We start from the raw sequence: 12694 nt of genomic DNA, 5'->3' as shown, positions 1-12694 counted from the left end.
AGGATAGACTTTACTAATGTCCTTTTTGTTTTGATGAGGGTTTTCTCCATTTATCATCACCATCGGTCAGCCATTTTAAAGAGAAACTTACAAATGGATTCTCTTTATAGCCATCTTTTTCAAAGAACAATCCGATATCCCCATTCTCTAAAACGGTCAAAGAAGAATAAGCCGAACCCCCGGTATAAATAGTTTTACCTTTTGACCAAGTTGTACCTTCATCATAGCTAATTCGAACGGTCATGTTCTTTCTTCCTTTTTCCATTTTTGCATTTGAAAAGAGTAATCTATTTTTTTTAAACCCTTGCTCAATGGAGGTGTACCTTATTATACTGCCATTACAGCCAGGATCTATTAGTTCTGGTTCTGGAGAAGTTGTCCATGTTTTTCCTTCGTCATTGGAGATATGGGTATATCGCATCCCGCTTTTGTTCACTCTAGAGTTGATCATCCATCTTCCATCGGCTAATTCCACTACTTTGGATTCATTTGCCGGTTTAATTGGAGTATCTATTAAATACCATGATTTTCCATGGTCATCACTTGCAAAGAGATGTAATCCATTATTTAGATTTACCATAGTATGTAATAATTTTCCTGAGCTAGTTTGAATTCCTCGTCCAGAGGTTATAAATTTAAAATCATTTTTCCATTCTTCTTTAGCAATCTGTTTTGTAATGTCTTGTGGTTGGCTCCAAGTCTTACCGTTGTCAGAACTTTTTACCATATGGAAGTAATAGATATCGCGTTCGTTTTCCAAATCCATATAATTGTAAAACATGAATATTTCTTTAGTATCTTCGTCTACAATAATTGAAGGATCAGATACCGATTTACCGAATGGGAGATCCACCACTGTTTCAATTGGCGTCCATGTTTTTCCGTTATCACTACTTCTTCTGATCACGATATTAATATCTTTACTATATTTAAGATCACCACAAGAAGGAACCCTTTCATCTATGGCCGCAATGACATCTCCATTAGGGGCTGTTACAATTGCTGGTATCCTGTAGCAGGCGACCCCTTCCGCCATTGTTGAATTGAATAGGTCTTGATGCACCTTAACGCCTTCGGCAATTTGATGTACCTTTTTTTGAGCCATTGCGAAAGACCCTGTAATTAATAATAGTCCAATAATAGTTTTTTTCATGTTTTAAAATTTAATTGATTAATTTCCAAATTTTTTGTTATTCATAAATATCATCTATATCAGTTTGATGAAGATCTTCCAAAAAACTACCTATGTTTTTTACGGATTGTTCAAAAAACATCTTTCCCTTTTCTTTGTCGGCGAGTTTAGGGTTGCCAACTCCGGTATCCTCGGTTACTTTGGTCCATTTTCGTTGTGCCTTGACCCAACCTTGTTTTAGTCCATTTATTTTAAAGGATTTGGCTGATCCTAGTCCCGCCTCAGATAGTGGTAAAACCAATTCAGGGTTCAAGTGCATCATTGCTGAGGTTTCTAATTCGCCAGCATGATCTCCTGGTTCTCTAAAAAAAGCTTTGGAGTCCAGACTGCTCCACCAATTTAGTGCACATACAAACACCTTAGGGAACTCTAAACTTAACTCTCTAATGATCTGTTTAAAATCGTTTCCCCCATGGCCATTTACAATAACTAATTTGTTTATTCCGTGCGTGTCCAATACCTGAATGGTATCCTTTAAAATAGCGTATTGGGTACTCGGATTCATGTTTATGCATAGTTTTACATCCATTTGCCCTGTGTTTACGCCGAATGGAATAGTGGGCAGCACCACAACCTTTGCTCCGTTTTCCCAAGCTAATTTTGCACTTTCTATTGCTGCATTCTCAGACAAAATGTTGTCTGTAGCGTAAGGTAAATGGTAGTTGTGCGCTTCAGTAGCTCCCCAAGGTAATACCGCCACGGTGTACTTTGTTTTCTTTACCGATTTCCAATTGTTTTCTGCTAAAATGTAAGGTCTTATCTTATTTTTCATAGGTATTATTTTGCATCTCTAATTCGGTGTCAATCGAACGAGACCACGTTAACAATCCCTCTAATAACTTTTGTTTGATATCCGGTAATTGTTCAGAAAGATCAACACTTTCCCGTACATCCGCGGATAGATCGTATAATTGATAGGTTTTACCATTATCCATAGAAATAAGTTTGTATTGATGATCTATGTAGGCCCATTGTTCTGCATTTTGTGTTTTTTCTAGGTTAAGTCGAACCGGCAACGGTGACCTAAATCCAATGGGTTGTTTTCGGTGTATTGTATCCCCCGTTAAAATTGGAAAAACATTTTCTCCGTCAATTGGCACTTGACCTTGCCATTTAACACCACTTATTTCTAACAAAGTTGGGAAGAAGTCACTAGTAACCATCGGAGTATTTATAATGGCTGGAGCTGTAAATTTTGCAGGCCACTCTATAATAGAAGGAACTATTATTCCGCCTTCAAGTAGTTCCGCTTTTTTGCCTCTATAAGGTCCTGCAGAGTTTAGATTGTGAATATAGGAAGGGCCATTATCACTACAGAACCATACGATTGTATTTTCGCTAATATTCATATTTTTCAATTCAGCCCTCAACCTGCCTATTTGATCGTCCATGGCTGATATTGCTCCATACCAATGTTGTTCTTTTGTGGTCAAACCTTTATAGAGTTCTCGATGCTTTTTACCTGAAACTACAGGAGTATGAACGTTATGAAACCAAATTACAGCTAGGAATTGCTTATCTAATTCTGTTTTTTCTTCAATGAATTCCAGCGCCTTGTCCATTACCAATTCGGCATCATCACCGCCGGGATTGCTATCTAAAAATTGACCTGGACCTGTCCAGTAAACATCCCTCCACCTATGTCCTCCGGTATTTTGACCATGAGTTACAGCTTCAGTTTGAATCATTCTATATTCATCTGCGCCATAATCTCCACCAACATGGTAATAGGGGTTATAGGTAGGCATCATAGATTCTGTGGAAAACGATACTTCAAAACCATTCTCCCAAGGAGGGGAGTAGGTTGTTAAGGGGCCAGGGAAATAACTTTGTTTAAAACTCTGGCTCATTCCTCCAACATGCCATTTACCAAAATGACCTGTGGCATAGCCTTTGGTTTTAAGCATTTCTGCTATGGTTAATTCATTTGGATGAATAAATCCATCTCCGGCCCACGGTATCTTTACCCTGTATGGATGCCTTCCTGTAAGAGCACTGGCCCGTGTAGGGGAACATACTGGAGCAGCCGCATAAAACCTATTAAGTTTTAATCCTTCCGAGGCCATTTGATCTAAATGAGGGGTTTTTACTATTTTGTTGCCATTATATGCCACATCTCCCCAACCCAAATCATCCGCCATTATCAATATAATATTTGGTGACTCGTTTTTTTGTTTAGAATTATTTTCCGAATCGGTGTTACAAGAATTCAACACTAATAATAGGATGAATATGATGGAAATAATTGGTGGAACCTGCATATTAAAACAATTCGTTTAAATTTACCTTTTCAAAGTATAATTCCTTTTTTCCTTCGTATAAAATTCCGATGTGATTATCGTCAATTACCGTCATACAGGAATATCCATAACAAGAGTCTTCAAATAGTTCCAATTGATTGTTCACTGGCCAGGTAATGCCCTGGTCGAAACTTGTTTTTAAGGTCATATTCTTTCTGTACCTCTTATTATTGGGATTGAAAAAGAAAAGTAATTTTCCTTTATCAGAATGATTAAAACTGATTAAGCTTGCCATGCATACTGGTTCAATAAGAGCACTTCTAGAGGAAATATGGTCTTCCCAGGTTTTTCCTAAATCCTTTGTTATAGCCACAGCTCTGGATCCTCCACGGTTATCGCGCATATTTATCATTAAGCTTTCGTCATCCAGTTGTACCACCTGAGCTTCTGTAGTATTGGACCTTGCGCCTGTGCCAATTTTCCATGAACGACCAGCGTCTTTGCTATAGATTATTGTAGAGTGTGGCATCCTATCTTTATCTTTAAACTGAGCAGGAAATACCAAGGTCCCGTCCTTCATAGTTATTCCTTTACCGGGCCCCTGCAATAATAGTTGCCATTCTGGCTTTTTTATCTGTGATGTGATATTAATAGGGGGGGACCATGTAAGGCCGTCATCTTCGCTTTTCACCAAAACAAATTGACTGGTTTCTTCTGGAGTCATGCCTGGTTTTGATGCATGCCAATTTCGTTTTCCTGGATGTCCATGGGCCCATACTGCTGCCACCCATATAGTTCCGGTATTTCTATCTACAAGAATGGATGGATCACCAATTCCATTTTCATCTTGCGGTTTACCCCCATATTCACCCATATCCATAATTACTTGCATTGGTTCCCATGTAGTACCTCCGTCTGTACTGCGGCTCATACCTACGTCTACGTCTGCCTGCAAGTCAACACTTCCGTTATATCGGTTGTCATAAACTGCAATCAAAGTTCCTTTGTTAGTAGTTACCAAGCCCGGAATTCGATACGTATCCACGTTATCCTGATTGTGTTGTCTTAATGCGACACCTATTCTTTGTGCAGTTTGTTGTCTATCTTTATTAGGTTTGAGTACTTGCCCGTTGGCCAAAGTAATAGATATGCTTTTTGCACTAATTTTATTGGATAAATTAACACTATCCTGTAATGCCATTGACAACCAGAAATAATTGTCCCCGGTTTGTAATGGTTGATGTCCATCTATCTTAATCTTGTATGAGATTTGTTTACTTGTTCCAAATTTGGTTCCTGTCTCAAATCGAGGCTCCATAAACGAAGAGAATATTTCTATATCTGTAATATCTTTCAGGTTAGTTGTTCCTTCTAAACTAAAGTCCATAGAGGTTACCGTTAGGTTTGAAGCTTCATTTGGAACGTTCAATTTAATTTGAACAACTTTGTTCTTATCCTTTAGGGTAAGTACAGGTCTTACGGGTTGATTAGCCTCATAGGAAATATTAACCTGTTGTGAGTCTTTTTTTTCTGCACACGACAATAAAACTATTGCTATAATACAATAGGCGGTAAATAAACTAACTTGTTTTTTCATGTGTATAAAGTTATTTATGTTTAATTTTTTTGTTAATAAGTTTGTTACGTTACGTTTTTTTCCTGATGAATGGGTTTAGTTCTTTTTTCCACTTGTGATATCCCTTCTGATTCAAATGCAAACCATCGTAAGTATATTTCTTGTTTAACACCCCTTCATGGTTTTTGAACTTTTTATGTAGATCTATAAAGTTTACCTTCATTTTTGCAGAAAGCTCCTTTAATTTTCGATTCACGGTGACAATTAATTTTTGATTTTTCTTGTGCTTTGAAAATTTGTTTCCTACATAAGGATTAACAGGAAGAATACTTTGTAGGTACAATTTGGTATTGCTCGATTCATTTTTTATTTTTCGCAATATGGTTTCCACGTGATCCAGTACATACGATTCAGTTTTCCCTTTAGCAAGATCATTGGTGCCAACTAGAAGGAATATTTTTCGTGGTTGGGAGGAGGTTATTTCGGATAGTCTATTTAAGATTCCTGCTGTGGTATCGCCACTGATCCCCCTGTTTACCATATTTTTATTAGGGAATAGTGTCCGCCAATTGCCACCTTCGGTAATACTGTTTCCAAGAAGGATTATTTCTTCTTGTGTATCGGGTTCTGCTTCAAATTCTGCTTTGCGTATATAATAATGCTCAGAAAACTCTTGACAATTGGCCGAAAATGAAAAAAATAAAAATCCAAAAATTATTAATGCCCTAAGATTCAATTTTGCTATCTTTAAATTTGTTTATCTGATATCTCATTTTGGTAAAAGTGAGATTTTACAATTCTCCTTTATATACGTTTTACTAATCTACCAAATTGGAGAAAGTGGACGCAGGGAACCCATCTTTATTGACCAAATTTCCATCAGTATAGGAACTATAGCCATACCTAACATACCTTGGTTTCTCAACGACCTTATTCCACACCTCTATAATATCATTGTTAATTTGGTTTTCAGCCTTTACAAACACTTTGTCGGCACCAGCAATTTCTATATCTCGAACAGCCTTTCCATCATTGGTCGTTAAACCGTTTGCGTGGGTAAAATGAATTTCCAAAACGCTATTTCTCACATTCACAAAGTCCAACATAGGTCCAGAATAGGGGGTGTTTAAACCATAATCTTTTGCCAAGGCGATTCTGGACAAACGTTTACCTACTATCCACTTTTTTTTTGGATGTACATCAGTAGGATGCCCCACATCTAAAGATACAGCCATTCCGGTATTGGGAATGGATAACAATTTCCGTTGCGAATCTCTAAATTTGCCCCAATTTGGTCTATTTATACTGCTTAATTGTACATAGTTGAAAGACAGGTGAGGGGTATTCCATTTATCTCGCCAATCAGTTACCATCATTTTAAATAATTTTGAATGCAATTCATGCCTCTCCGCATTTGATTCTCCTTGATACCAGATTACTCCCTTTATAGGAAAGTCTTTAATGGGAGCAATGCCTGCGTCAAACAACATGGTAGGATCAAATGGATGCCTGGCCTTTACACCAAAATCCCTCATTTTAGATAAATTTATAGCTTTTCGATTGGAAACCCAGGGATGTACCAGGGGGTTTAGATGCGTGTCATTTAGTAGACTTATAGTTTGATGTGTTGTTTCCATGGCTTCTCTACTTATCCAACTCTGGGTAGTAGATCCACCTACAGCATTACATACGATTCCAACAGGGACCTTTAATTCTTTCTGAAGATTATAAGCAAAAGAATATGCTATAGCTGAAAAGTTTTTCATTACTGCATCAGGCTTATTACTCCATCCTGAAGGTTGAAAATAATTCGAAGCATTACAGTTCGTCAAGTCTTCTAAAGAAAACACATGGTTAGACGGGTGGGCTTTTCCATCCATTGAAAATAAAAAGATATTGGAGTTTAAGGAGTCTTTTATAACTGACCGTCCATGAAGTGACTTACTTAACTTAAAGTCCATATTGGACTGTCCGGAAGCAAGCCATACCTCACCTATATAGACGTTGGTAATATTGACGTCTCCAGAGTATGTGGACCTTATCGAAAGTTTATAAGGTCCGCCAGCCCCCTTCGCAGGATATGTTACCTTCCATTGCCCGTGCTTTGATACTTTTGTTCGTATGGTCTCCCCATTAAAACGTACTGTTATTTCGTCTAGAGCGTTAGCTGTGCCATTTATAATCAAGGGTACATTTCTTTGGAATACCATGTTCTCCCCATATAACATGGGAAGCTTTAGGCCTCCATAATTTCCGCTTATAAATTGATATATTTTATTGGCGATAACAGTGGCGCCTTCCTTGGCGGGATGAAGGTCATCTGCATAAAATTCTGGGAAATGGTATAAGGGATTTTGTAAATCAATGATATCAACACCTGCTAGCACTCCTATTGTATCAATTTTGGCTTGGATTTCTTTGTAGTTTTCCCGCATCCCCTCTTCAAACCAATGATGACCAGAAAAGGAAGGTGATAATTTACAGATAATTATTTCAGGCAAAGAGGAAAGGCTTCTATACTTTTCAATCAAGTCTAAATAATCCGAAATAAAGTCTTCTTTATGCTCCGGCCAATTATTATTCCCTTGATCATTAAGTCCTAGGTGAATAATGACTAGATTTGGTTCAAAAGATTTGGATCTCTTGAATATAGAATTGTTCCAATATGGTTTATGTCCGTTTTTTAGTACTGTTGCTCCTGGATATCCAAAATTAATTACCTCATACTCATTGCCCAACATTTCTTGCAATTGAGCGGGATATGAGTTGGACTCCCTTTCCTTTACCTGAGAACCGTAGGTGACACTATTCCCTACACAGGCAACTTTTATACTTTGTCCTTGAATAGAAAAAGTAAAGAAAAGAGATAGTAAATAAATTATTTTGCTCATATTCTATTTAAAATATTTTATCTTCTAGAGGCTAATGAATGTCATATTTATGGTAATCTTAAATTTTTTATATTTTGCTCAAATAAGAAGTAATCCCCAATGCATTCATTTCGGTTTTGGCCTCCTCTATTTGAGCATCTGTTAGTGTAGTGTGAGGAAATCTACTTGGACCTAGATCTAACCCCAACACCTTCATAAATGATTTTGCTGTGCCGTTAAATCCACCTTTGTTGTTTAGGATATCCACAAATTCCATGGATTTTTGCTGAAGTTCTGCAGCCAGCTTGTGTTCATTGTTGTTAAATGCATTAATAATTGATGAATATAATGGAGCCAAATGATTGTATGTGCTTCCAACCCAACCATCTGCCCCAAATGGCAAACTGGCTAGAAAAATTTCATCGAATCCGAAAAGTATATTTGCAGAACCATTATTAAACTCCTTAGAATACTTATAATCAATTAAATTGTTATTGGTAAACTTTATTCCGGCTAAATTTGGAATTTGTCCGGTCGCTAGCTCAAGAAATTCTACCATATTGAAATTGGCACCTGTAAGTATAGGAATGTGGTAATAATAAAATGGCGTATTTGGAGCGCATGCTGCTACTTGCTTGCAGTATTCTACCAATTTATCAATATTGTTCAGCCTGAAGTAGTAAGGGGCCAAGACAGCAATTCCGTCCACCTTATCCGCTGCAAATCTGGCCAATTCCTTGGCCTCGTTAAGGCTAGTATGTCCTACATGATCAATTACAAAAAAATCCGAGGATTTATTTTCACCCCAAACACTTGTAATCTTTTTTCTTTCGGCTACCGACAAGGAGGCAAAGTCTCCTGTGGAACCATTAATAAATGCACCTTTAACCTTATTGGTAATTAGGAATTTTGCATATTGGGGAATAATCTTCAAATTTAGCGAACCATCTAGGTGCATTGGAGCATAGGTTGCTGCTATAAGTCCTTTCATATAAATTACAGTATTATGTATTACATAATGCGAATATATATAAAAATTCGGATGAAAGCATGTTTTTTCGCAAATCTTTATTGTAATCGATAGGTAGCTGGGAAATATATATTCTATTTCTACAGATTATGTGGCTCGTAAATATGTAATATAATGTTATCCGTTGTGGATAAATCTGTGTAAAGTATTATAAGGTAACAAGGATATGATTCATGGTAAGTAAATTGAGATTTTTGGTTTTAGTCTAATCTCATTTTTTTACGGTAGTGGAGTGGTGAAATCCCGTTAAATTTAAGAAATTGTTTGTAAAAATTAGATTTACTCTGATAGCCACAACTATAAGCTATTTCAGAAATATCATTATTTGATTCAATAATCATTTTTTTCGCTTCTTCAATCCTTATTTCATTTACAAACTCGGTAAAAGTTCGGTTCATTTTGGATTTAAAATAATTACAAAATGCCGAAACCGTAAGTTTTCCAATTTCTTTTGCTATATATTCTAGTTTAATTTCTTTAGAATAGTTCTGGGCCACAAATTGGCAAATTGCACTGATTCTGTTGCAATCTTTTTTGTTGAAATTAGCTTTATATCCTTCTTTATTTAGAAATTCTTTTTCTTTGGTTCTTTCAATGTGGTCTAAAATGGTAAGTAGAGAGAGTACTCTTCCAAAGGAATTTAACTCAAAAAGTTCTTCTATCTTTTTGGCAATATGTTTTCGTGAGCCTCCCTTTAGAACGATACCTCTTTGCGCATCGTTCATCATTGTAAGTAAATGTGTAAACCCAGTTCTATTGAAAAATGTTGGGCCAAGAAAATTCTCGTCGAACTGTATTACAATTGCACTTCTCTTTCCTTTGCTTTCTGGAGAATCGAACCATGAGTGAGGTGTGTTTTTGCCCAATAAAATCAAATCTCCCGCTTTGTAGCTGCTAATACTGTTGCCAACCATACGTCTGCCCTTGCTCTCCAAAATATAGGTGAGCTCAATCTCTGGGTGGAAATGGTATGATGAATCAAATCGTGGTAATTCTAATTTGTTTAATAAAAAAGGTACCTCATGGGATGGGGTCAATTTCTGAAATACTGGCTTCATAGTATAAGAAAATTATAATATAAGCTAAAGCTTGAAACGTCCAAAAACTAATGATTTTTCAAAGTTTGATTATGCTAAGACAGCGCATAAAGTCATCAAATATATCTAAGTTTTTGGAATGAAGCTATATTTTTAGAAATATAGTGGAATTATTACCCAATATAGGAAACCTAAAACCGATTTCCATTAAAGAACTTTGGCCCTATAATCTTTATAATTTACAGTTATGAATAAATCTGACATTAATTCCTATGTGGGGTATAAAGGTCTGCCTCCTTTTGTTAATATGCTAAGTGTTGACGATGCCATGGTTAAAGGCCAAACCGCGGAAAAAAGTGTTAATCAATTAAAAAGATATCATTGGACCTTAAAAAGATTGTCCCTTATATTCACCAATAGAATTACAGCAATGCCAGTTTATGAGTTAAAAATGGCATTTGGTCTTCACGCTCATTTATGTGCTGAACACGTTAATTCAATTCATGGGAGGGTTCGTGAAATGAGAGAGCCACCTTTTGGACTGGATATAGCACCAGATGAAAATCTAGATTTATTTCTGGATGAAATTCAATGTGCACCATCAACCGAATCTTTAATTGTAGGGTTATATGAGAAGGCAATACCAGCCTTGGTTAGAGGCCTAGAAAACAGTCTTGAACAAATCAACACGCTTTTTGAACATCCAACTTATCGAGTTTTAAGGTTTGCTCTCTTAGAAATGAAGGATATTCAACATTACGGAAGAAAAGCAATAGGTTGTTTGGTCAACGAAATCCATCGAAATGAATTATCAACTTGGATGACACTCTTAGATCAATGTTTGGAAAATTGTGGAGACTTGGATGGGACAAAAACTCAATCGAGCCAAAAAATAATACCTCATTTTTCTAAAATACCATATAAATACGACCCAATTCCGCAACGTGATGAACGCTTTTTGGATAGATACAACATGAGGGTCAACGCAGAAGCGTTCTTGTTGGATAAGGAACAACCACCCTTTCCTAAACTGATAATGTTATATTTCAAGAGACTGCGGGAGATAGACGTTCCAGAAATGATGGCGAGTATTATAGAAGAAACAAAGGATAAACCATGGGATTATTACAAAGATATGATTCGTCAATTGTGGGATGAGACCAGACATGCCATGATGGGGGAACTTGGTTTTATATCCATGGGAATCGATTGGACTAAAATTCCTATCACTTGGAATTGGTCATATCAACTAAATACAAAGTGCAGCCCCATAGAAAGACATGCTATATTATTCTATATAGAACAAGGATTAATGCCTGCCAAGACCGGTAAGCAGTATGAATGGGAAGTAGCTTTGGCAACGGAAAGTAATCTAGCAAAATTGATTCAGGATTATGACTGGGCTGATGAAGTACTGCACACCAAAATAGGCCGTGATTGGATAGTTCCAGAAATCGGGGGGCAAAATCAGACTATGGAATTTGGAAGTCAAGCTTGGGACAAGGCTTATGAAGATTGGGAGAAATGGAAAGAGGAGGGACTGACGGATCACCAAAATTGGTGGCCAAAAGTATACTCGGATACCTGTGAGAGAATGGGGGTTGTACCCGATCCAAAAGTTTTAGCATACAATGTGAGTTATGAAGATGCCCGTGCAGATCAAAAAAAGGTTAAAAACAATTAGGTTCAATGCAAAAAAGATATAAAGTATTTAAAAAGGTTCATGAGAGCGAACTTGTCTCCTCGTTGTACTTGCGTTTGGAAAAGAATGAACCCCTTGCCCCTTTTAAACCCGGGCAACATCTCTTGTTTAAAATTAAACCAGAGGGTCAAAGACACTATATTCAACGGTTTTATAGCTTTTCTGAAGCGCCTGGAAAGGATTACTATAGAATATCCGTAAAAAAAGAATTGGCTCTCGATACTAGGGAAAAGATACCTTCAGGTAAGGCTTCAACATTACTTCATGAGGTCATTCGGGAAGGGGATATTTTGGAGGCAAAAGGTCCAATGGGCGATTTTTTCTTGAACTCCAATGAACAAAAGCCAATTGTACTTATTGCTGGTGGTATTGGGATTACCCCATTGCTCAGTATGGTCAATGCAATAGTGGAATCTAAAAGTAAGCAGAATGTTATATTTTTTTTTGGCATCACTAATAGTAGCGATCATATCTTTAAGTTCCACTTAGAAAGCCTAAATAAAGAAAACAGTAATATTCAGATCTTTGTTTGTTATTCTAATCCCTTGCCCTCAGATCAATTGGGGTTGGATTATGATTATTTTGGTTTTGTCGATATAGATTTTATAAAAAGCAAACTTAGACATACTTCCTTTGATTTTTACGTTTGTGGGCCGCCTATGATGATGGATTATATTACCGCATCATTGCAATTAGAAGGGATATCTGATGATAGTATTAAAACAGAATCATTTGGTCCCGCCAGTGTTTCATATTCGGCTTTATCGGATGAAGGCTCTAAAGAGAAGCCGATAGTCGTAACATTTACAGTCTCTGGGAGAACTGTTGAATGGGGCCCTGAATATAATTCGCTTGAAGAGTTGGCCGAGGCCCATGATATTGATATCGACGTTGGTTGTCTCTTCGGGGATTGTGGTACATGTTTAACCGAAATTGTAGCAGGGGAGGTAAGTTATAATCATGCAACCATGATTCAGCCAGACCCTGGTACATGCTTGCCCTGTAGTTGTAAACCCAAAGGGGCCTTGAAATTGAAAATTTAAATGA

The 12694-nt window shown here is 36.9% G+C and carries 10 protein-coding genes; 2 read left to right on the top strand and 8 right to left on the bottom strand.

What is annotated here, in order from left to right:
* Positions 1-13: 13 nt before the first annotated feature.
* The 8 genes from EHW67_RS09210 to EHW67_RS09175 all read right to left on the bottom strand — a co-directional run bounded on the left by EHW67_RS09210 (position 14) and on the right by EHW67_RS09175 (position 9966).
* Positions 14-1153, bottom strand: coding sequence for a sialidase family protein (locus tag EHW67_RS09210; protein WP_126162081.1), 1140 nt, complete (start codon positions 1151-1153; stop codon positions 14-16).
* 37 nt (positions 1154-1190) lie between these two features.
* Entirely contained in the window at positions 1191-1964 is a 774-nt protein-coding gene (locus tag EHW67_RS09205) for a creatininase family protein (RefSeq protein WP_126162080.1), read from the bottom strand.
* A complete protein-coding gene (locus EHW67_RS09200; RefSeq protein WP_126162079.1) occupies positions 1954-3453 on the bottom strand; it encodes a sulfatase-like hydrolase/transferase in 1500 nt (499 codons plus the stop codon). Before EHW67_RS09200 ends, EHW67_RS09205 begins: the two co-directional genes overlap by 11 nt.
* A 1-nt stretch (position 3454) precedes the next feature.
* Positions 3455-5029: a sialidase family protein gene (locus EHW67_RS09195; protein WP_126162078.1), complete on the bottom strand. Its 1575-nt coding sequence runs from the start codon at positions 5027-5029 to the stop codon at positions 3455-3457.
* A gap of 49 nt (positions 5030-5078) precedes the next feature.
* Positions 5079-5744: a GDSL-type esterase/lipase family protein gene (locus EHW67_RS09190; protein WP_158285111.1), complete on the bottom strand. Its 666-nt coding sequence runs from the start codon at positions 5742-5744 to the stop codon at positions 5079-5081.
* 82 nt (positions 5745-5826) lie between these two features.
* Positions 5827-7899 (bottom strand): GDSL-type esterase/lipase family protein, encoded by a 2073-nt coding sequence (locus EHW67_RS09185; RefSeq protein ID WP_126162076.1) that lies wholly within the window; start codon positions 7897-7899, stop codon positions 5827-5829.
* 67 nt (positions 7900-7966) lie between these two features.
* Positions 7967-8869, bottom strand: a complete 903-nt coding sequence (locus EHW67_RS09180) for a dihydrodipicolinate synthase family protein (protein WP_126162075.1) — start codon at positions 8867-8869, stop codon at positions 7967-7969.
* A 239-nt stretch (positions 8870-9108) separates the two neighbouring features.
* Entirely contained in the window at positions 9109-9966 is an 858-nt protein-coding gene (locus EHW67_RS09175; RefSeq protein WP_126162074.1) for an AraC family transcriptional regulator, read from the bottom strand.
* A gap of 226 nt (positions 9967-10192) precedes the next feature.
* On the opposite strand from EHW67_RS09175, the gene EHW67_RS09170 reads away from it, so the two are divergent.
* Together EHW67_RS09170 and EHW67_RS09165 are read left to right on the top strand one after the other, a co-directional pair.
* Positions 10193-11629, top strand: a complete 1437-nt coding sequence (locus tag EHW67_RS09170; RefSeq protein WP_126162073.1) for a hypothetical protein — start codon at positions 10193-10195, stop codon at positions 11627-11629.
* 5 nt (positions 11630-11634) lie between these two features.
* Positions 11635-12690, top strand: coding sequence for a 2Fe-2S iron-sulfur cluster-binding protein (locus EHW67_RS09165; RefSeq protein WP_126162072.1), 1056 nt, complete (start codon positions 11635-11637; stop codon positions 12688-12690).
* Positions 12691-12694 lie beyond the last annotated feature (4 nt).

It is taken from the genome of Arenibacter aquaticus (genome assembly GCF_003957295.1).
Lineage (GTDB): Bacteria > Bacteroidota > Bacteroidia > Flavobacteriales > Flavobacteriaceae > Arenibacter > Arenibacter aquaticus.
Note: the sequence above shows the minus strand (reverse complement) of the source record. Positions and strands in the feature narration are given on the sequence as shown.